General features: G+C 64.8%; 16 protein-coding genes. 13 read left to right on the top strand and 3 right to left on the bottom strand.

Annotation, left to right across the window (positions count from 1 at the left end; translation table 11 throughout):
- Positions 1 to 204 precede the first annotated feature (204 nt).
- Positions 205 to 969: a hypothetical protein gene (locus KA261_04035; GenBank protein MBP7696957.1), complete on the top strand. Its 765-nt coding sequence runs from the start codon at positions 205 to 207 to the stop codon at positions 967 to 969.
- 166 nt (positions 970 to 1135) lie between these two features.
- Here the strand turns inward: KA261_04035 and KA261_04030 are convergent, their stop codons facing one another.
- Positions 1136 to 1369 carry a 50S ribosomal protein L28 gene (locus tag KA261_04030; protein ID MBP7696956.1) on the bottom strand — a complete coding sequence of 78 codons (234 nt, stop codon included), beginning with the start codon at positions 1367 to 1369 and terminating at the stop codon, positions 1136 to 1138.
- Positions 1370 to 1651: 282 nt separating this feature from the next.
- Here KA261_04030 and serS point away from each other — a divergent pair, with 282 nt between their 5' ends.
- The 12 genes from serS (at position 1652) to KA261_03970 (ending at position 15197) form a co-directional block, all read left to right on the top strand.
- A complete protein-coding gene (serS, locus tag KA261_04025; GenBank protein MBP7696955.1) occupies positions 1652 to 2911 on the top strand; it encodes a serine--tRNA ligase in 1260 nt (419 codons plus the stop codon).
- Positions 2911 to 4167 carry a HAMP domain-containing histidine kinase gene (locus KA261_04020; protein ID MBP7696954.1) on the top strand — a complete coding sequence of 419 codons (1257 nt, stop codon included), beginning with the start codon at positions 2911 to 2913 and terminating at the stop codon, positions 4165 to 4167. The genes serS and KA261_04020 overlap by 1 nt, the downstream gene beginning before the upstream one ends.
- 8 nt (positions 4168 to 4175) lie before the next feature.
- Positions 4176 to 5738: a response regulator gene (locus KA261_04015; protein MBP7696953.1), complete on the top strand. Its 1563-nt coding sequence runs from the start codon at positions 4176 to 4178 to the stop codon at positions 5736 to 5738.
- Position 5739: 1 nt separating this feature from the next.
- Positions 5740 to 6186 carry a tRNA (adenosine(37)-N6)-threonylcarbamoyltransferase complex ATPase subunit type 1 TsaE gene (tsaE, locus tag KA261_04010; GenBank protein ID MBP7696952.1) on the top strand — a complete coding sequence of 149 codons (447 nt, stop codon included), beginning with the start codon at positions 5740 to 5742 and terminating at the stop codon, positions 6184 to 6186.
- Positions 6183 to 6860: a tRNA (adenosine(37)-N6)-threonylcarbamoyltransferase complex dimerization subunit type 1 TsaB gene (tsaB, locus tag KA261_04005; GenBank protein ID MBP7696951.1), complete on the top strand. Its 678-nt coding sequence runs from the start codon at positions 6183 to 6185 to the stop codon at positions 6858 to 6860. The genes tsaE and tsaB overlap by 4 nt, the downstream gene beginning before the upstream one ends.
- Positions 6838 to 7314: a ribosomal protein S18-alanine N-acetyltransferase gene (rimI, locus tag KA261_04000; protein MBP7696950.1), complete on the top strand. Its 477-nt coding sequence runs from the start codon at positions 6838 to 6840 to the stop codon at positions 7312 to 7314. The genes tsaB and rimI overlap by 23 nt, the downstream gene beginning before the upstream one ends.
- 5 nt (positions 7315 to 7319) lie before the next feature.
- A complete protein-coding gene (locus tag KA261_03995) occupies positions 7320 to 8162 on the top strand; it encodes an acetyl-CoA carboxylase carboxyltransferase subunit beta (GenBank protein ID MBP7696949.1) in 843 nt (280 codons plus the stop codon).
- Positions 8162 to 9439 carry a bifunctional folylpolyglutamate synthase/dihydrofolate synthase gene (locus KA261_03990; protein ID MBP7696948.1) on the top strand — a complete coding sequence of 426 codons (1278 nt, stop codon included), beginning with the start codon at positions 8162 to 8164 and terminating at the stop codon, positions 9437 to 9439. Before KA261_03995 ends, KA261_03990 begins: the two co-directional genes overlap by 1 nt.
- 5 nt (positions 9440 to 9444) lie before the next feature.
- Positions 9445 to 10857, top strand: a complete 1413-nt coding sequence (locus KA261_03985; GenBank protein MBP7696947.1) for a GAF domain-containing protein — start codon at positions 9445 to 9447, stop codon at positions 10855 to 10857.
- Positions 10850 to 12961, top strand: coding sequence for a GAF domain-containing protein (locus tag KA261_03980; GenBank protein ID MBP7696946.1), 2112 nt, complete (start codon positions 10850 to 10852; stop codon positions 12959 to 12961). Before KA261_03985 ends, KA261_03980 begins: the two co-directional genes overlap by 8 nt.
- 101 nt (positions 12962 to 13062) lie before the next feature.
- Positions 13063 to 14487, top strand: a complete 1425-nt coding sequence (locus KA261_03975) for a sigma-54-dependent Fis family transcriptional regulator (protein ID MBP7696945.1) — start codon at positions 13063 to 13065, stop codon at positions 14485 to 14487.
- 290 nt (positions 14488 to 14777) lie between these two features.
- A complete protein-coding gene (locus KA261_03970; GenBank protein ID MBP7696944.1) occupies positions 14778 to 15197 on the top strand; it encodes a hypothetical protein in 420 nt (139 codons plus the stop codon).
- A 152-nt stretch (positions 15198 to 15349) separates the two neighbouring features.
- On the opposite strand, the gene KA261_03965 is transcribed toward KA261_03970, so the two are convergent.
- Together KA261_03965 and KA261_03960 are read right to left on the bottom strand one after the other, a co-directional pair.
- Positions 15350 to 18634 (bottom strand): hypothetical protein, encoded by a 3285-nt coding sequence (locus KA261_03965; GenBank protein ID MBP7696943.1) that lies wholly within the window; start codon positions 18632 to 18634, stop codon positions 15350 to 15352.
- Between the two features lie 78 nt (positions 18635 to 18712).
- Entirely contained in the window at positions 18713 to 20464 is a 1752-nt protein-coding gene (locus tag KA261_03960; GenBank protein MBP7696942.1) for a dockerin type I repeat-containing protein, read from the bottom strand.
- Positions 20465 to 20518: the final 54 nt, after the last annotated feature.

The raw sequence follows: 20518 nt of genomic DNA, 5'->3' as shown, positions 1-20518 counted from the left end.
TGCTCGCTGTCGGCGACGTCCATCAACGTGTGGCGCAAAACCGACAATCCCGCCGCCCGCCGGGCTTCCGCCGACCGGGCGTGATTACCGGCAACCACATGCCGGATAATCGATTATCCTTGATTTGTGCGGCCGGGCACCGGTGCTGCTCAGAATGTTCCCGCCGACATCCGCCTCCGGATCGGCATGAAACGGTGGATGCCTATGGGTCTGGGAATTCGCACCGACATCAGCGCCTGGGATCTGGTCCGACGGCTCAACGCCTCGGAACTCGCCCTCTATTCCTCCATGGAGAGACTCACCTCCGGGCTGGCCATCAACCGGGCCTCCGACAGCCCGGCGATCCTCATCCTATCGGAGCGCCTGCGGGCGCAGACGGCCTCGCTCGAGAGGCAGATCGAAAACCTTGCCGCCCGGCAGCAGAAATACGAGTGCGCCTCATCCGCGCTCATGGAACTCCGCTCCCACCTGACCGGGCTGAGATCGCTGGCGCTCGGTGCCGCCGGCGAGGGGGGCCACGAGCCGGCGATGCAGGCTGCCTACGACACGGCCGCGCAGAATATCGTCGAGGCCTACAACCGGGTGATCTCGTGCGCCGAGTACAACGGACGGTATCTCTTCGATGGCGCTACCGGTTCGCTGGCGAAACTCACGACGATCCGCATCGACCTGTCCGCGCCGGCCGCGGCCGAATCCGCGATCGCCGCGATCGACAGCGCCGTCCGGCAGGTGGACACGGTCCAGATCGATGTGGGGGCGGCCCAGCGCCGCGACCTGGAGGCGCAGCAGCGCATGTTTACGGCCGCGCGCCGCGACCTGGTCGCCGCCGAAAGCGAACTGTGCGGGACCGATGTCGCCGCCGAGTACACGAGTTTTCTCGCCGAGTCAATCCGCCTGCGGGCCGGCCTGGCGCTCCTGGCCCACAGCCGGGTGACCGCCGAAAGCGTCTTGTCGTTGTGGGATGACTGACTCCTTCTCCCCCCTGATGCGGCAATAGGAGTGCCCCCTGTTTGCACCAACCGCCGGGTTCCCCAACCCGGCGGTTTTCTGTTGGGCCGATTTCCGGCAGCAAAAAAACCGCTGTCGGCCAGCGGTTTTCCATATCGTTCGGCAGAACCGCCGCGCGCCGCGGCGGTTACTTCGTAGTCTCGGCCGGAACCATCCTGGGGCGCCGCCCCCGGACATTCTTCATGACCTTCCCCGCCTTGAGGCAGGATGTGCACACCGAGAGGTGTTTCGGCACGCCGTTGACGACCGCGCGGACATTCTGCAGGTTCGGGTAGAACCGCCGCGGCGTCTTGTTGTGGGCGTGCGATACATTCCGTCCGGTCGCCGGCCGCTTGCCGCAAATATCACAGGCTTTGGACATGACTACCAACTATCTCCTTTCGCGCCAGAGCCTTTTAATTTACAATCCCCGCCCCAAAAGGCAAGCCCTTTTTGCCGGTCGGCGCCATTTTGCCGCCCCCCCGGCCGCCGTCAACCTACCCCGGCCGGGCCACCCCCCACCCCCGCCCGTCGGCCCCCGCACCCGAAAGTGTTTGTTGCAGCACAACTTGTTGGTTTGACTCAGGGACCGGGATTGCCTATTTTGGAATGAACTGGTGCCGCCCCGACTGGCTATAATTCTGTAGCAGGATGGACACGACCGATGCTTGACCTCAAATTCATCCGGGAAAACCCGGAGGCCGTCAAGGCCGGTATTGCCAAGAAGAACGACCGCTCGGACATCGACGCGCTGCTGGCCGTCGACGCCCGGCGCCGCGATATTATCAGCCGCACCGAGGCCCTCAAAGCCGAGCGCAACCGCGTCACCGCCGACATCGCCCGCAAAAAGAAAGCCCACGAGCCTGCCGATGACCTCGTCGCCGAGATGCGCCGGGTCGGCGACCAAATCGTCCAGCTCGACGCCGACCTCCGCGCGGTCGAGGACGACCTCCAGACCCGGCTTTCATGGATCCCGAACCTCCCCCACGAATCAGTCCCGGTGGGCGGCGAGGCTGATATGAAAATCGTGCGCCGCTGGGGCGACCTGCCCGCGCCCGCCTTCCCGGTCCGCCCCCACTGGGAGATCGGCGAGCAGCTCGGCATCCTAGACATCGCGGCCGCCACCAAAGTCTCCGGCGCCGGCTTCTACGCCCTGCGCGGCCTCGGCGCCCGCCTCGAACGCGCGCTCATCGCCTACATGCTCGACACCCACGCCGCCGGCGGTTTCTGCGAGCACGCCGCTCCCTACCTGGTCACCGAGGAGACCATGTTCGGCACCGGGCAGTTGCCCAAAATGACCGAGGACATGTACCGCACCGAGGACAACATGTGGCTCATCCCGACCGCCGAGGTGTCGCTGACCAACCTGTTCCGGCAGGAGATCCTCGACTATCGCCGGCTGCCGATCCTCGTGGTCGGGCATTCCCCCTGTTTCCGCCGCGAGGCCGGGGCGGCCGGCAAAGACACCCGCGGCATGATCCGCGTCCACCAGTTCCACAAAGTCGAGATGGTGAAAATCGTGCGACCCGAAACTTCCTACGACGAACTCGAGTCGCTCGTCGCTCAGGCCGAGAAAATCCTCCAGGGGCTCCGCATCCCCTACCGCGTCGGCCTGCTCGCCTCCGCCGATCTCTCGTTCGCCGCCGCCAAATGCTACGACATCGAACTCTGGGCCGCCGGGATCGAACGCTGGCTCGAAATCTCCTCCTGCTCCAACTTCGAGGATTTCCAGGCCCGCCGCATGAACTGCCGCTTCCGCGACGAGGACAAGAAGGTGCGCTTTCCGCACACCCTCAACGGGAGCGGACTGGCCCTCGCCCGCCTTGTCCCGGCAATTCTCGAAAACTACCAGAACGCCGACGGTTCCGTGACTGTCCCCGAAGTCCTCCGGCCCTACATGGGAGGCCTCGCCAGGATCGGCTGATGCCCAAACCGCTGAGCAGATTCAGTCTGACCAACCGGCTCTATGTCGGCAAGTCGACCTTCTACAACGGCTTCCTCCTGGTCGGCGTGGTCGCCATCTCGCTCGTCTTCATCTGGTATACGCTCAATGTCATCGACCGCCTCAAGGAGGGCACCCGCAGCCAGGTGGAGAAGTACGTCAAGATGTGGCAGCTTGCCGCCAACTCCAACACATCGGGCGAGGAACTCCAGTTCATCTTCGACGAAATCATCGTGAAAGCCGATTTCCCGATCATTGTCCTCGACCAGAACCGGGAGCCGATCCACTGGCGCAACATCAAGGGCATCGGGCCGACCGAGAACTCGCCTAAGGCGCTGGCGACCCTCCGCCGCCTGGCCGAGAGCATGGCCGCCCGCAACCAGGAATTCCCCCTGCACTTCGGCGAGGGCCACGTCAACTACTTCCTCTACGGCGACACCGACGCCATCACCCGGCTCCGCTACATGCCCTTCGTCGAAATCAGCATCGTCCTCGCTTTCCTCGCCGTCGCCCTCGTCGGCTACCACAACATCCGCCGCAGCGAGGAACGCCACATCTGGGTCGGCATGGCCAAGGAGACCGCCCACCAGCTCGGCACGCCGATCTCCTCGCTCATGGGCTGGATCGAGGTCATGCGGGCCGAGTGCGACCCGGCCGCCGACCGCGCCCAACTGCAGGCGCAGTTTGCCGACGGTCTCGAGAATATGCGCATCGACATCGACCGGCTCCAGAAAGTCGCCAACCGCTTCGGCCAGATCGGGTCCATCCCCGAGCTGCACCCGGCCGACGTCAACCGGGCGGTTGCCGACGCCGTCGAGTACTTCCGCCGCCGCCTGCCCTTCGAGGGCCAGGGCATCACCCTCGACGTCCGCCGCGGCGAGCTCCCCCCGGTCGATCTCAACCCCGAACTCTTCGGATGGGCCATCGAAAACCTCATCAAGAATTCCCTCCAGGCGGTGGATCCCAAAGCCGGGCGCGTCCTCTTCACCACCTCCTACCTCCCCCACCGGCAGTGCGTGGTGATCGATGTCGAGGACAACGGCGCCGGCATCCCGGCGGCCGCCCAGCGCCGCATCTTCCGCCCCGGATTCACCACCAAGAAGCGGGGGTGGGGCCTTGGCCTGACCCTCGTGCGCCGCATTGTCGAAGAATACCACCGCGGACGCGTCACGCTCAAACGCTCGAAACCCGGCGAAACGGTCTTCGAGATCACGCTGCCCGCCTCCACCCAACGATAGGATCTACCATGCCCGGATCGGCCGAACAAAAGCGAATTCTCTGGGTCGATGATGAAATCGACTCCCTCAAGTCGCACATCCTCTTCCTCGAAAAACGCGGCTACGCGGTGGAAGGCGCGGTGTCGGGCGACGACGCCGTCGAGCTCGTGCGCCGCAAATCCTTCGACCTCGTCCTCCTCGACGAAATGATGCCCGGCAAGGACGGCCTGACGACCCTCGAGGAGATCAAGGAAATCCGGCCCCACCTCCCCGTCGTCATGGTCACCAAGTCCGAAGAAGAGACTCTCATGGACCAGGCGATCGGGCAGAAGATCGACGATTACCTCACCAAACCGGTCAACCCGACCCAGATCCTGTCGGTCATCAAGCGCATGCTCGAGGCCAAGCGGATCATCAGCAGCAGCACCATGCAGCGCTACGTCACCGAAATGAACCGCTTCAACCAGAAACTCTTCGGCCGCCTCGAGCCCGAGGACTGGTACGAGGCCGGCCGCGTCCTCGCCGCCTGGAACCTCGAACTCGACCGCCACGCCGACGTCGGACTGGAACAGGCCCTCGAGGGCTCCCGCAAAGAGTGGAACACCGAGTTCACCAAATACCTCGACCGCAACTACCTCGACTGGCTCCACAGCGACCGCGCCCCGACCCTGTCCCCGCGCCTGGCCGAACGCTTCCTCTTTCCCCACCTCCGCGAGAAGCGCAAGCTCGTCTTCATCGTCGTCGACTGCATGCGCCTGGACCAGTGGCTGATGGTCGAGCCGCTCATCGCCGAGTACTACGACGTCCGCCGCGACTACTACTTCTCCATCCTCCCCTCGGCCACCCCCTTCGCCCGCAACGCCCTCTTCGCCGGGCTGTTCCCCGATGAAATCGCCCAGGCCCGCCCCGACCTCTACCGGACCCAGGCCGAGGGCTCGCTCAACCGCCTCGAGGATGAACTCTTTGAGGACAACCTCCAGCGCCACGGCTTCGACCAGGCGCGCCAGATGAAGTACGTCAAGATCTACAACAACACCGAGGGCGACCAGGTGGTCCGGCGCCTCGCCGACTTCTACGACGCCCCGGTCGCCACCTTCGTCTTCAACTTCCTCGACATCCTCGCCCACGGCCGCTCGAACAACGTCATCCTCAAGGAAATCGCCGGCTCGGAGGCCGCCTTCCGCACCCTCATGCAGACCTGGTTCATCCACTCGCCTCTCTTCGCCATGCTCAAGCTCTTCGCCGGCCGCCGCGACACCACCGTCATTGTCACCACCGACCACGGCTCGGTGCTGTGCCGGCGGGGCACGATGGCCCACGGCAAGCGGACCACCTCGACCAACCTCCGCTACAAGTACGGCGACAACCTCAACTCCGATCCCAATGACTCGATCCTGGTCAAGAAACCGAAAGACTGGCGCCTGCCCCTGCTCACCCTCGCCACCACCTACATCCTCGCCCGCGAGGACTTCTTCTTCGTCTACCCCAACAACTACAACGAAATGATCCGCCAGTTTCAGAACTCGTTCCAGCACGGCGGCGTTTCGCTGGAAGAAATGGTGGTCCCCGTCGCCACCCTCAACCCGCGGTGATATGCAGACGGTGCTGAACGTGGTGTCCCACTCCGAAACGGAGACGGTCGGGCTGGCGGAGAAACTGGTCCCCTTCCTCCGCCCCGGCGACCTCATCGTGCTCACCGGCGAACTGGGCGCGGGGAAGACCGTCTTCGTGCGCGGCCTCGCCCGCGGCCTCGGCGTCGACCCCGCTCTCGTCAATTCCCCCTCCTTCACCATCGTCAACGAGTACCCCGAGGGGCGGCTGCCGCTCTACCACTTCGATCTCTACCGGATCGGCAACCCCGCCGAATTGCTCGAGGTCGGGTGGAACGACTACCTCGCCCGCGAGGGAATCACCGTCGTCGAATGGGGCGAGCGGGCCGGGGACTGCCTGCCCCCCCGGTACTACCGGGCCGTCTTCCGGGTCGAGGGGGAACACAACCGCCGGATCGATATCGGCGTCGTGGGGGACGACCGGCCATGAGCGTGCAGAACATCCTGGCTATCGACACTTCCACCGCCCTGCTGCGGTTGGCGCTGGCGTTCGGCGCCGACCGCCTCGTCCAGGTGCGCGAGGCCGTGCCGCAGTCGCACGGCCAGGTGCTGCTGCCGCGCCTCGGCGACCTGCTCGCCGCCGCCGGCCTCACCGTCCGCGACCTCCAGGCCGTCGCCGTCTCGGTCGGCCCCGGCTCCTTCACCGGCCTCCGCATCGGCCTGGCCGCCGCCAAGGGCCTCGTCGTCGCCCTCGACCTCCCGCTCGTCCCGGTCACCGCTTTCGAAATCGCCGCCCGCCGGCTCGCCGATGCCCCCCGTCCCGTCTACGTGATCGTCCCCCTCAACCGGGACGAGGGGATCTGCTGCCCGATCAACGGCCCCCTCAGCATCGGCCCGCCGGTCATCGCGCGCTACAGTGCGCTGCCGGAGATCGTCGGCCGCGCGGCCGTGGCCGCGATCGGCCTGACCATCCGCGAGAAAATGCCCGCCCTGGCCAACCCCGACCTGTCCGACCGGCTCGACTACGACGCGGGCGACCTGCTCGTCATCGCCCGCGAAAAACTGGACTCCGGCCGACCGCTTCCCGCGGCCGCCGAACTCGAACCCTGGTACCTGCAAAAATCGCAGGCCGAGATCAAGTTTGAGCAACGCAAAAAAAAATGACCTCGTCCTCCGGGACATGGCCGCACGCGACCTCGATACCGTCGTCGCCATGGAAAAGGAAATCTTCCCCGATCCCTGGCCGCGCTCCGCGTTCGAGGAGCAGATCGGGGGCGACGGCTGGGGGGCGCTTGTGGTCGAGATCGACGGCGCCGTGGTCGGCTACGCCTGCTACTTCACTGTCGATGTCGAGGCCCACCTCACCAACATCGCCGTCCGCCCCGAACATCGCAGAAAATCGGTTGCAAATATGTTGCTGGGCGCTATCTTGGGTCGGGCAACCGCGGCCGGTTGCCAGTATCTGCTCCTGGAGGTCCGGTCCAGCAACAACGTTGCCCGGACCTTTTACGAAAGAAAGGGGTTCCGAATATTGTATCGCCGGCCCAATTACTACCGGCGGCCCATTGAGGATGCCCTGGTCATGGTCTTCTACCTCGACGGCCGGCAAGGCGGATAGACGCTATGGCGTGGTTTCGGAAAGATCACAGCGGCCCGGTGCCGCAGGAAAAGAAAAATATCCCCGAGGGTCTCTGGATCAAGTGCGACTCCTGCGGGGAAATCATCTACAGCCGAAAACTCGAAAAACTCCTCTGGGTCTGCCCCTCCTGCGACTTCCACTTCCGCATCACCTCCCAGAAATATATCGACCTGCTGCTCGATGGCGGGCGGCTGGAGGAATTCGACAGCCACCTGACGAGCAGGGACCCGCTTAAGTTCAAGGATTCCAAGAAGTACCCGGATCGGATCAGAGAGGCCCAGGCCAAGGCCGGCCGCCTCGAGGGTGTGATCGCCGGCATCGGCGAAATCGGCGGCATCGAGGTCTCCTTCGCCATCATGAACTTCGCCTTCATCGGCGGGTCGATGGGCTCGGTGGTGGGGGAGATGATCGCCCGGGCCATCGAACGCGCCCTCAACCGCAACATCCCCCTCGTCATCGTCTCCTCCTCCGGCGGCGCCCGCATGCAGGAGGGGATTCTCTCGCTGATGCAGATGGCCAAGACCTCCGGCCTGCTCGAACGACTCGACAAGAAACGCATCCCCTACATCTCTATCCTCACCAACCCGACCACCGCCGGCGTCATGGCCTCGTATGCGTCGCTCGGCGATGTCGTCATCGCCGAACCGAAAGCCCTCCTCGGATTCGCCGGCCCGCGCGTCATCCAGCAGACCATCAAACAGGAGCTGCCGGAGGGCTTTCAGTCGTCCGAGTTCTTTCTCGAAAAGGGGTTCCTCGACAAGATCGTGCACCGCAAAGACCTCCGCGACACCGTCATCGCGCTCCTGAAGTTCATGTGGAGAAAGTGATGCCCGCCGGCGCCTATCGCACTGCGGAACGGTTCCTCCTCTCGCGCGAGTTCTTCGGCATGAAACTCGGGCTGGAGAACATCACCGAGTTCCTCGCCGCCATCGGCTCCCCCCAGCTGAGCTACCCGACCATCCACGTGGCCGGCACCAACGGCAAGGGCTCCACCGTCAGCATGCTCGCCGCTGTCCTCCGGGCCCAGGGGTACCGGACCGGCCTGTACACCTCTCCCCACCTCGTCTCGCTGCGGGAGCGGGTGCGCGTCGACGGCCATCCGATCCCGGAACGCTCCGTCACCGCCTTTGTCGCCCGCTACCGCCGGGAACTGGTCCGGCGCAAGTTGTCGTTTTTCGAGGTGCTCACCGCCATGGCCTTCGAGCATTTCGCCCGCGCCGGGGTCGACCTCGCCGTGGTCGAAACCGGTCTCGGGGGACGGCTCGATGCGACCAACGTCCTTTGTCCGCTCTTGACCGTCACCACCGACATCAGCCGCGACCACATGGAAATCCTGGGCCGCACCCTGCGGAAAATCGCGTTCGAAAAAGCCGGCATCGTCAAGTCCGGCGTCCCCCACCTGATCGGGCTCCTCCCGCCGGTCGCCGAAGAGGTGATTGCCCGGTGCTGCGCGGAGCTCGGCGCCCCCCTGCACCGCCTCCGCCCCCGTGACTTTGCCGCCTTCGGTGAATCCAACCGGCTCGACTTTCATGAAAACGGCTGGCGGATCTCCGGCCTCGTCCCGGGCCTCATCGGCCCCCACCAGTTGCGCAACACCGCGCTGGCGCTCAAAGCCCTCGCCATCCTGCGCGACCAGGGCCTGGCGATCGACAAGCAGGCCGTGTACCAAGGCATGGCCCGGTTGGAGTGGCCCGGCCGATTCCAGATCGTCGCCCGCCGCGGCCGACCAACCCTGGTATTCGACGTCGGCCACAACGCCGGCGGCATCGCCGCCTTTGTCGAGACCTTCCAGACCCGCTTCCCCGGCCGCAAGGCCCTCATCCTCACCGGCTTCGTCAAACGAAAAGAGCACCAGAAAATGGTCGATCACCTCGCCAAAATCGCCGCACAATACGTCATCGTACCCCTCGATACCAAACGCTCCGTCGATACTGCCCACCTCTTGGGGACCATCAACTGGCGGCGCGTGCCGGTCCACCGCGCCGGGTCGGTGGCGACCGGCTGGCGAAGGGTCGCCCGGACCGCTCAACCTGACGATATCATAGCTGTGATCGGCTCGCACTACCTTGTCGGAGAGTTTTTCGAGAAGATCGGCTCGGCATGATGGAGATGGATTCAAAAGAGCGCCGCCGGCCGGCGCCGGAGACGGCCGATCCCGAACGCCTCCCTCAAGGGGAGGCGCTCCCCGCGGGTCCCGGACCGGCGGCCGCCCGCGCCGCGGCCGCGGCCGTCGAACTGCCCGCCGAAAAACTCACCCGCCTCACCGAGGCCAACCGCCAGCTCAAACGCAAAATCTTCGACCTCTACACCATCTTCGAAATCAGCCGCAACTTCAGCTCGGTCCTCAATTACCAGACCCTCCTCGATTCCTTCGTCCTCACCTGCGTGGCCCAGGTCTCCGCCTCCAAGGGAGCCATCTACCTCAAGCAGGACGCCCGCTCGGACCGCTTTTCGCTCGCCAAGAGCAAGGGGGGAGGCGCCTTCCCCCCCAAAGAGGCAACCTTCCCGTCCGACTCCAAAATAGCCGACTACCTCGCCCGCCTGAACCGCCCCGTGCCGACTTCCGAGCTGCTCGCCGGCTTCTCCCGGGAGCCGGAGGCCGAGGCTCTCCGTAGTTTCGATCCCGGCCTGGTCGTCCCGCTGATCTACCAGAGCCGCCTCATCGGACTGGTCCTCATCGGCGAGAAAATAGGCGCGAAAGAGTTCGGCCTCGACGACATCGAATTTCTGTCCATCCTCGGCAACCAGATCTCGGTGGCTATCGAGAACGCCCGGCTCTACGAATCCGAACGCGCCGCCACCCAGCAGTTGCTGGCTGCCCAGCAGCAGCTCGTGCACACCGAGCGCCTCGCCGCTCTCGGCGAAATGTCCGCCCGGGTCGCCCACGAGGTCAACAACCCGCTCGGCATCATCAAGAACTACCTCCTGCTGGTCCAGCGCACTGCCCGCGGCAACGTCGAAACCGGCAACTACCTCGAAATCATCAGCCAGGAAATCGACCGCATCGCCCGTATCGTCCGCGAACTCCTCGACTTCCACCGCCCCGAAAAAACCGCCCTCCGACCCATGAAACTGGGGAAGGTGATCGACGACGTCCTCGTCCTCATGGACCGGCAGTTTGAGAAATTCGGCATCATGGTGGTGCGGGAGTTCGCCGATGACCTCCCGCTCGTCATGGGTTCGCCCGAGAACATGAAGCAGGTCGCCCTCAACATCGTCCTCAACGCCGCCGACGCCATGCCCAACGGCGGCCGCCTCGACATCGCTCTCCGCCGCGTTGCCGACGGCGTCCTGCTCGCTTTTACCGACACCGGCCCGGGCATCCCCCCCGAGATCATCCCCCACATCTTCGAACCCTTCTTCACCACCAAGCAGGAGGGGAAAGGCACCGGCCTCGGCCTGGCCGTCTGCTACGGCATCATCAAACGCCACGGCGGGACGATAACGTATAAAAACAGCAGCATCGGGGGGTGCTTTGAAATCATCCTCCCTGCCCTCGAGGACCGCGAGAACCATGGGTAACACCGGCGAGCGGATCATCATTATCGACGATGAGAAGCGCATGTGCGATTCGCTCTATGCCCTCCTCACCGGCGATGGTTACGAGGTTGAGACCTTCCAGAGGTCCCCCGAAGCGGCCGAGGCCATCCGCACCCGCAAAGTCGATCTCGTCATCAGCGACATCAAGATGCCCGGCATGGACGGCATCGAGCTGCTCCGCCGCGTGAAAGAGGTCGATGACGGCATCCCGGTCATCCTCATGACCGGTTACGGGTCGCTCGATACCGCTATCCAGGCCGTCGGTGCCGGCGCCTACGACTACCTCCTCAAACCGGTCGAATTCAGCTACCTCGAGCTGGCCGTCAACCGGGCCCTCGAAAAACGCCGCGCCGACATCGCCCGACTCCAGCTCCTCGAAGAACTGCGCCTCTCCAACATGATCCTCAAGCGCCGGATGGATGACCTCAACGCCCTCTACGAGGCCGGCAAGTCGATCGGCTCCACCGCCAATCTCCACGAACTCCTCCGCCAGATTGTCGTCCTCGCCTCCACCGTCACCGAGGCCCAGGTCGGGTCGATCATGCTCCTCGACGAAGCCGGCGAATACCTCACCATCGAAGCCGCCATCGGCCTCGACGAGGACATCGTCGCCGCCACCCGGCTCTCCATCGGCTCCTCGATCGCCGGCTGGGTGGCCCGGGAAGGAGAGCCCCTCATCGTGCGCGACGTGGAGGCCGACCCGCGCTTCCGCCGCATCAACAAGGAGCGCTACGGCGCCGCCTCCCTGCTGTGCTGCCCGCTGCGGATCAAGAACAAAGTCATCGGCGTCATCAACCTGGCCAACAAAGCCGGGGGAGAGACATTCAACGACAACGACTTGCGCCTCCTCACGACCTTTGCCTCCCAGGCCGCCGTGGCGGTCGATGATGCCAACCAGTTCGAACGCAACCGCCGCCGCCTCATCGAATTCGAAATCCTCAACGAGCTCTCCGGCGAACTGACCGAGATTCAGTCGATGCACGATTTCTGCCAATTGCTCGTCACCAAACTCACCCGCGTCTTCCCGATCGATTGCGCCCTCTGGTTCAACTGGGAACCCGGCCGCAAAACGCTCGTCGCCGCCGCCGCCTCCGGCGGTCCCGACCTCCGCCCGGAGCGGCGCTCCGAGGTCACCCTCGGCCCGCTCGAACTCGATGAAGACATCCTCGCCGACATCCCCCGCCTCTCCGCCGCCGTCGCTGCCGATATCCGCGCCCACCAGGCGCTGCCCGCCCCGGAAACCGCCTTCCTCGCCCTCCCCGTGAAACGCCGGGGGGAACTCGCGCACATCTTCTACTTCGCCGCCGCCGGCAAGAAACCCTACAGCGCCGATGACATCTCGATCGCCCGCCTGGTCGTCTCGCAGGCCGCCCTCCTCTTCGAGCGCGAGCAGTCGCTCCTCAACATGACCCGCCTGCTCACCATGGGCAACATGATCAGCGAAATCTCCCACGACCTCCGCAAGCCGCTCACCTCGATCAAGGGGAGCCTCCAGGTGCTGGCCATGAAACACCCGGAGATCGCCGCCCAGTCGGAATTGCTGAATGCGGCCGAAGAGGAGGTCCACCGCATGAACGAACTGGTCCGCGAACTGGTCGACTTCTCCAACCCCAACAAGTACCAGACCGAAAAAATCGACCTCCGCCGCATCGTCGCCCGCGCCGCCGAACTCGTCGGCCCCGACCTCCGCAAGAAAAACATCGCCTACTCCGCCCGCTTCGCCGAGGCCGACTGGGACGTCATCGTCAACAAGAACCAGATCCTCGAAGCTTTCCTTAACCTGCTGATCAACGCGATCGACGCCATCCCCGGCCCCGGACAGATCCGCGTCGAGGGCCTCCTCGAAACGCCCCCCCACCGCAAAGAGCCTTACCTCACCGTCCGGGTCGCCGACTCCGGCTGCGGCATCAAGAAAGAAAACCTCTCCCGCATTTTCGAGCGCTACTACACCACCAAAGACACCGGAACCGGCCTCGGACTGTCGGTCGTCGAACGCATCATCTCCGCCCACAACGGCACGCTCGCGGTTCAGTCGGAGGAGGGGAGAGGGGCCACCTTCTCCCTCTATTTCCCTTACCACAATTGACCGCTCTGCACCTTTTTGCTCAAAATCCGCAATATCCCAGACCCAAAACCTTGATTTTGACCGCCTTTTGCCGATACATTGGCTGTACCTGAATGGTTGCTATGGCTAAACAGAAGACAAAAATCCTGGTGATCGACGACGACCCGAAGGTGGCGTGGCTGCTGTCGGAGGGGCTTGGGGCCCGCTTTGAGTTTGTCGCTGCCCGCGACGGCTCCGAGGGGCTCCAGATGGTCTCGACCGAGCAACCCGAACTCATTCTCCTGGATATCAAGATGCCCGGAATGAGCGGGATCGAGGTCCTCGAAAAGCTCAACAAGCTCGAGAGCCGCCCCGAAGTCATCATGGTCTCCGGCCACGGCGACACCAACTACGTCGTCGAATCCATTAAGCTGGGCGCCGCCGAGTTCATCAACAAGCCGTTCGATGTCCAGGAAATCGAAATCCACATCAACGGCGTCCTCGAACGCCGCAACCTTCGCCGCGAGGTCAAAGAGCTCAAATCCGAACTGCAGGCGCAGTCGGCCTACGCCAATTTCCTCGGCGACTCCGTGGCCATGACCAAGGTGAAGGAGATCATCGAGCAGGTCGCCGACTCCGAGCTGACTGTCCTCATCCGCGGCGAGTCGGGCACCGGCAAAGAGATCGCCGCCCGCTCCCTGCACCAGCTCTCCGCGCGCAAAGACCGCCCGTTTATCAAGGTCAACTGCGCCGCCATCCCTCGCGACCTGCTCGAGGCCGAGCTCTTCGGCTACGAGAAGGGGGCCTTCACCGGCGCGCACAAAACCAAGCAGGGGCGGTTCGAAATCGCCCACAAGGGAACGATGTTCCTCGATGAAATCGGCGACATGCCCATGGAGCTCCAGTCCAAACTGCTCCAGGTCCTCGAACAGCAGGAGTTCGTCCGGGTCGGCGGCATCACCTCGATCCACGTCGATGTGCGGATCATCTGCGCCACCAACCGCAACCTCGAACAGGCGATCCACGACAAAGAATTCCGCGACGACCTGTTCTACCGCCTGAACGAGATCACCCTGTTCCTGCCCCCCCTGCGGGAACGTCCCGAAGATATCCCCCTGCTCGTGCGGCACTTTATCGACAAATACAACCAGCTCTATTCCAAAGACTTCAGAGAGCTCTCCCCCTCCACTATCGACCGCCTCATGACCTTCTCATGGCCCGGAAACGTCCGCCAGCTCGAGAACATGCTCAAACAGGTGGCGGTGCGCGGCGATGAGTCGATCATTATCGACCTGATCAACTCCGCGGCCGCCGCACCGACCATGCCCTCCCGCTCCACCTACACCCCTGCCACCACCGACGTCGGCCCGACTAACGCCGCCGGGACCGAGACCTACTCGCTCAAAGAACGGATCGGCCGCACCGTCGCCGAGGAAGAAAAGCGGTTGATCAGCGAAGTCCTCACCCGAACCAACTGGAATCGCCGCAAAGCCGCCGACCTTCTCGAGATAAGCTACCGCTCGCTCCTCTATAAGATTAAAGACTACAACTTGAATTCTTCGAAGTAGTCGTTCCGGCGATCTGTCCAAAAACGTACCCGATGCCCGCCTGCGTCTTATATGCATCGGTGTGCATATTCTGCACACATCCTTTCTTATTTTCCACATTTTTCACTCCATGTGAATAACATTAAGTTGTTGTGAAATAACGTGTAAGTTGTTGACCGCGACAAATCTCGGCACAAGTTTCGGAAATGTTTTCCGCAATCCGGCATCGGGGTTGCATGGGGAACAAAACTTGCTTGTAAAATAGTGCACAGAAGCGCGATAGCGACGAATAACGACGTGGTGCAACGATCATGGATGACTGCAACTTCATTGACAAGGTCGACCTCGAGCTCAAACGAGCCGAGCGATATTCGGTCTTCGTCTCGCTCGTCGTTTTCGACCTCTCATTCCTGGAGAACCACTTAGGCCCCGGCGCCTCCTCGGTCGTGCATTCGCTCTCGCAGGAGGCGCGCCGCAATGTCCGGGAAATCGACGTCGTCTCGGTGATGGATGGCTGTAAGCTCGTGCTCTTGTTGCCCGAGACGCCGCGCCAGGGAGCCGAAATCGCTAGCCGCCGGGTCAGCGAGATCCTCCGGGATCGCCTCTCCCGGGACAACAGCGCGGCGGCGGAGAAAATCATCCCCCTCGAGATGGCTTCCTACCCCGATGCCGCCGGGGCGCGCACCATCCGGGATTTCCTTGGAGACTATCTCGATCGGCACAGGAATTAAGAGAAGCGGGCTGCGTTCCCGCACGTAAACAAGACCCCCCTGCCTTTTTTGTTTCTATGCCTCCCATTTCAGAAGATCGCCTGACCCCCAGGCGATCTTCATCTTTTTTGGGGTCCTTCCCCGGCCGCCGACACGCACGGCCATGAGACCGGCTACTCGGCGCACCACAGCAGCGGCGCCGGCCCCCCGCGAAAGAGGTAGGAGATCATGTGGGTCAGATCGGCGACCGTCACCGCGCAATCACCCGTCACGTCCCCGGTTCGGAATTCACAGGGAAGGCTGCCGCCCCGGAAAAGGTGGCTGATCATCAACGTGAGGTCGGACACCGCAACATCGTGGTTGTCGTTGGCGTCCCCCGGCAGCCAGGTCCAGAACGACGTCACCGCCGACTCCGTCCGCTGCCCCGTGTTGTCCTCGGTTGCCACTTTCCACCAGTATGCGGTCCCCGGCGCGAGCGAATCCGCCGGCGTCCAGGCGGTGTCGGCGAGCGGTCCGAACACCTGCAGGGCGACAAACCCCGAGTCGGTCGCCAGGTGCAGGAAGTAGACGATCGTGTCGAGCGGGTCCGGGTCGAGCGAGCGCGACCAGGTGAATGTCGGGAGCAGGTCCAGCAGCGAGCAGCCGCTCGTGATCGGGGTCGTGTGCGGCATCGGCGGCGGCTCCGGCGCGTCGTTCACCCAGAACAAACTGCCGGTCGAATCCGTCCAGTCCGAATACTCATATCCGTCGAACGCCTGCGCCCGCCAGCGGTAGCGCCGGTTCTCCGTCAGCGAAAGCGGCGGCTGCCAGCCGGTCGAGTCGATCCCCTCCGGCAGTCCGGCCACGTACTGCGAGTCCTCCGTGCGCGGCACCGTATCGAGAAAAACCACAAAGGAGTATGCCAGCGAGTCCCCTTCGGCGTCGGCCGCATTCGTCACGCGGAGCATCGGCCGCGCGCCCGTCGAGCTGCCTTCAGAGGGCGCCAGCGCCGCCAATTCGCCGGGCCGCGAATTCAGGCGAAACGACGCCTCGAACCATTCGGACCAGGCCGCTCCGTTGGCGGCGCGCAGCCGCACCCGGCCCGAGAGCCCGTCCGCCAGCGGCGCGCCGGCGTACGCGACCGTCGTCGAAGGCGAATCGAACACGGTGTCCGCCCATAACTCCGCCGTCGTCCAGTCCGAATCGAGACCGACCGCGATCTCGAACCGTGTCTGCATCCGTGCCTGGAGCGAGTCGGTGTAGTGCCACGCAACCGTCGGCGCATTTCCCACCACGTGCTGCATGTCCGTCTCTGCCGCGAACACCAGCGCGGCGATAACCGGAACCGAATCGACCGCGATCAGGGTCACCGTCAGCGAATCCGCCAGCGCCGTGTCGGCCGCCACGATGAGGACGTCGTACACCCCGTTCTGAGTCGAGTCCGGGGTGAAACTGAGCCGCCCGCGCCCGTTGCCGCTGTCGACAAAGACCGCGTGCGCGGGAAGGCCCTCGGCGGCGAGAACCGGCACATCCCCGTCGGCATCGCCGGCCGATACCGGAATCGCCAGTGTGCGTCCCTCGATCACCCACTGCGAGTCCACCGGGTCAAGCACCGGCGCCACATTAATATCCCGCACCGTGAGGCCCACCCTCACGCTGTCGGCGGCCAGCGAATCATCGGTCGCCGCGATCCACACCTCGTACGCCCCCGCCTGGCGGTAGCCCGGCCGCCAGGAGAAACCGCCCGCGCCGTTGCCGCTGTCGACAAAAACCGCGCCTTCCGGAATACCCTCGGCCGCGAGGATCAGCTTGTCGCTGTCGTCGTCCGCTGCGTAGACCCGGAACTCAAGCTGCTCCCCTTCGTCCACCGCCTGGTCGCCGATCGTATCGAGCGCCGGCGGGTCGTTGACCGGGATGACGTCGATCACCACCGTCCGCGTGTCCGCCTTGTACCCGTCGGAGACGACGAGCACGAACAGCGTGTCCGAGGCACCCTCCGGCGGCGTCCCGACCAGGGTGTTCTGGAACACGCTGCACCATCCCGGCGCCGCCCCAAAAGAAATCACCGTGTCCGGGCCGTCCGGGTCTGCGAATTCCGGCTCATACCCGAACGGCTGGTCTTCCATGGCCAGGACCGCCGCCGGCGAGAGAATCATCGGCCGGGCGTCGAGACACCCGACTCCGAAAGCCCCGATCACCTCCCCGCAGGGGCTGTGCGGCGGTGCGCAGGGCGAGATGTCGAACAACCCGACCGCCGGATTGGCCGTGTCGCACAGATGGGGATTGAGGCTGAAATTGCCGTCCAATCCGAACTGCGGCGCAATATCGCCCGTCCAGTCGCCACCGCTGTTGCCGTACAGGTCGCTGCACGACAGCGTGACCGTCCCGGTCGAGTCCGCCCGCCCGACCGGCGGGCAGTCGCGGTTGAACACCGCCAGCCCCCGGCTGATCGCCACCGTTGCGTCCGGACCGCACCACACCGCAGAGAAACCGCTGTTCCCGCCCCCCTCGTTGCGGGTGAACGTGCACCCGGCGAGCGTCGCCGCCGACCCGGAATCGGCGCACACGCCGGTTCCAAACCGCCGGTTCCCGCCGAGCGTCGCGTTGCTGTCGAAAAGACAACCGTCAAACGACCCCGTCGACCCGTACAAGTACACCGCCCCGCCGAACACCTCCCGGTTCAACCCGTCGTTCCGGTTGCGCTCGAAGAGGCACTTGGCGAAAACCGGACCGGAGCCGTTGCCCGCCGTCACCGCCGCGGCGTGGGACGCGTAGCCGCCGTTGTCGACAAAGCGGCAGTCGGTCAGCAGGGGAGAGGAGGCATCGCACACGAGCGCGCCCTGCGAGAGGTCGGCCGTGTTACCGACAAAGTCGCAGTTATCGAACCGCGCCGTCGCGCCGTTTGTGCACCGCACGGCCGATGCTCGTCCCAGCCACGGCGCCGCCCGGTCGTCCCCGCTCTTGCAGGTCGAACACCCGCCCGTGTTCCCGGTAAACGTGCAGTGGTCGAAAGTCGGCGAACCGCCCTCGCACACCACCGGCGAGCCGGCGTGAAATCCGCTGACGACGCAGCGGCGAATCAGCGGCGAGGATCCCTGGATCAGCAGCCCCCGCCCCTCCGTCGCGGTATAACTGCCCGAGTCGACAAACGTGAACCCCTCGAGCACCGTTCCCCCGGACGCCGAGTCAAAGAGAAAACACCGGGTGAACCACTGCTCCCCCACGGTCAGCCGAAATATGATCCGCGTGCTGTCCGGGCCGGTGTCCGAGCGGATCACCAGGTTCTTGCCCCGGGTCGCGAGGTCGAGATTCCCCGGCCCCGAGTAGTTTCCTTTGGCCACGAGCACCGTGTCGCCCCCGGCCGCCGAGTCGATGGCCGCCTGAATTGTCGGGTAGTCCTCGGGCACATGGCGTGTCGCCGCACCCGCGGCCGGCACAGCCGCGAGCAGAATGACGATGACGATAGACACTCGCACCATGATAACCTTCGAGTCAGCGGATCTGAGAGCGTTGTCGGGGCCGCACCCAATATAGGGACCGCCGGGGGAAGGTCAATGTCAATCGGCAGCCGGGGAACTAATCCGCCCGCCCGGCTCCCCGCCGCGGGTCCTCCCGGCGTCCCCTCCGCATCCCGCGGAAAGCGGCTGCCCCCCCCGAAAGAGATAGGCGATCATCCGGCCGAGGTCGGCCACCGAGACCGCGCAGTCTCCGGTCACATCGAGCGCGGCCTCCCCGCAGGGCAACACCCCCCCGCGGAAGAGGTACGCCGCCGCCAGCGTCACGTCCGCCACCGCGATCGTTCCGCCGCCGTCCGCATCCCCCGGCAGCCACGTCCGAAACGTCGCCGCCGGCGACATCCGCACGTGCCCGGAAGAATCCTCGGCCGAAACCTTCCACCAGTACCTTGTCGACCGGGCGAGCGGTTCGCTGAAGACAAAGCTGGTGTCTTGGACACGGGGGCTTGCCCGCGCCGCCTCAAAACCCTCGTCGGGCGCCAGATACACGCAATAGGACACCGCCTCACCCGGGTTCGGATCGGTCGACGCGCCCCACACAAACGTCGGATAGAGCGTGAGTGGCGGGCACCCCGGGTCGGCCGGCGCATACGGCGCCGGAGCCGTCGGCGTCTGAAGATCGATCACCCGCATGGTGAGCGCCGTGCTGCACCAGGTGTGGCGGTCGGTTGTGTCCCGCGCTCCCGACACCGCCAGGCGGTACACCGACGTGTCCCCGACCCGCAGGACCAGCGGACGGACGGTGTACACAGTCGAATCGATTATCGGCGTCCCCGGCCGCTCGCTGCTACGGGGGATGAGCGGCTCCGGGTGGGTGGTGAAGTGCTCGAGGTCGCTGCTGACGCCGAAAAACACCGGCTGGTCGTCCACCAGCCCTCCCGTCGCGAACCCCTCCCAGCGCCCTGCCCTCGGCGAATGGAGTGTCGTGTGCCAGTGCTGGTTCGGGTGCGGCAGCGTCCACTGGACCACCGCGAGCGCGTGGTGCTCCGCCGCCGGATTGCCGATCACTTTCCGCTGCCCCACCCACTCGGCCGGCGCGGCGGGGGAAGTTATCGGATCAGGCGTCTCCCACAGAACTACGGTGCGCCCGGCCCCCGTGTCTTCCACCGTGAATATCCGGTAGACCGCCGCCTCGACCGTCAGCGACGGCGCCCACAGCCCCAGCGAGGCGTGCACCGGCGCCAGCGGACTCCCGCGGTTGTAGTAGCCGTTGATCACATGCGCAGTGTCGATCGCCCCGGCCTGCGTCCACCGGACCGCGTACACGAAATTGACCCAGCGCTCATCGCCCCCCAGTTCGTAGCAGACCCGCGATACCCGCACGAGAAACGACTTCGTCCCCTCCCGGTCGAGGTACATGAACGGGTCCGACGTATGGACACAGCGGCACGAATCCGCCCAGGCAAACAGGCTGTTGTCGGGGACGCGGAAGATGCTGTCGGGGACCAGCGGATTGATCAGCGTGTCGCCGCCGGGCGCAGCCGGCGTATGCCAGACGTCAAGGTCGAGAATGCCCTCCGACCCCGCGTCCACCGAGGCATCGAGCAGCCACACCGACAACTGCTCCGTGTCGACTCCGCCGCTGGTGAGCGGCGTGCCGTAGGCGTAGATCCCCTCGCCCGGCACCGCCACCAGCCCGCTGTGGAGCGTCTGGAAACTGTCGGCGGGCGTCAGCACCGCCGATGCGTACACGCGCAGGCGCAGGCGGCCGGAGGGGATCGGGTCGATTTCGACCGTCGCCGCCGACACCCCGCCCGCCAGAAGAAGCGCGAGTATGATTACTGCTCTGCCCATGTGTACTCCCGTCGGCGGACTCCGCCGACCCTCGCCCTCAATATACGCGGATTC

The organism is Candidatus Zixiibacteriota bacterium, from assembly GCA_017999435.1.
GTDB lineage: Bacteria > Zixibacteria > MSB-5A5 > GN15 > FEB-12 > JAGNLV01.
Note: the sequence above shows the minus strand (reverse complement) of the source record. Positions and strands in the feature narration are given on the sequence as shown.

Excerpts from the sequence above, each read along its gene's own strand:
- KA261_04035 (MBP7696957.1), top strand. The coding sequence starts at position 205 with ATGGGTCTGGGAATTCGCACCGACATCAGCGCCTGGGATCTGGTCCGA.
- KA261_04030 (MBP7696956.1), bottom strand. The coding sequence starts at position 1,369 with ATGTCCAAAGCCTGTGATATTTGCGGCAAGCGGCCGGCGACCGGACGG.
- serS (MBP7696955.1), top strand. The coding sequence starts at position 1,652 with ATGCTTGACCTCAAATTCATCCGGGAAAACCCGGAGGCCGTCAAGGCC.
- KA261_04020 (MBP7696954.1), top strand. The coding sequence starts at position 2,911 with ATGCCCAAACCGCTGAGCAGATTCAGTCTGACCAACCGGCTCTATGTC.
- KA261_04015 (MBP7696953.1), top strand. The coding sequence starts at position 4,176 with ATGCCCGGATCGGCCGAACAAAAGCGAATTCTCTGGGTCGATGATGAA.
- tsaE (MBP7696952.1), top strand. The coding sequence starts at position 5,740 with ATGCAGACGGTGCTGAACGTGGTGTCCCACTCCGAAACGGAGACGGTC.
- tsaB (MBP7696951.1), top strand. The coding sequence starts at position 6,183 with ATGAGCGTGCAGAACATCCTGGCTATCGACACTTCCACCGCCCTGCTG.
- KA261_03995 (MBP7696949.1), top strand. The coding sequence starts at position 7,320 with ATGGCGTGGTTTCGGAAAGATCACAGCGGCCCGGTGCCGCAGGAAAAG.
- KA261_03990 (MBP7696948.1), top strand. The coding sequence starts at position 8,162 with ATGCCCGCCGGCGCCTATCGCACTGCGGAACGGTTCCTCCTCTCGCGC.
- KA261_03985 (MBP7696947.1), top strand. The coding sequence starts at position 9,445 with ATGGATTCAAAAGAGCGCCGCCGGCCGGCGCCGGAGACGGCCGATCCC.
- KA261_03980 (MBP7696946.1), top strand. The coding sequence starts at position 10,850 with ATGGGTAACACCGGCGAGCGGATCATCATTATCGACGATGAGAAGCGC.
- KA261_03975 (MBP7696945.1), top strand. The coding sequence starts at position 13,063 with ATGGCTAAACAGAAGACAAAAATCCTGGTGATCGACGACGACCCGAAG.
- KA261_03970 (MBP7696944.1), top strand. The coding sequence starts at position 14,778 with ATGGATGACTGCAACTTCATTGACAAGGTCGACCTCGAGCTCAAACGA.
- KA261_03965 (MBP7696943.1), bottom strand. The coding sequence starts at position 18,634 with ATGGTGCGAGTGTCTATCGTCATCGTCATTCTGCTCGCGGCTGTGCCG.
- KA261_03960 (MBP7696942.1), bottom strand. The coding sequence starts at position 20,464 with ATGGGCAGAGCAGTAATCATACTCGCGCTTCTTCTGGCGGGCGGGGTG.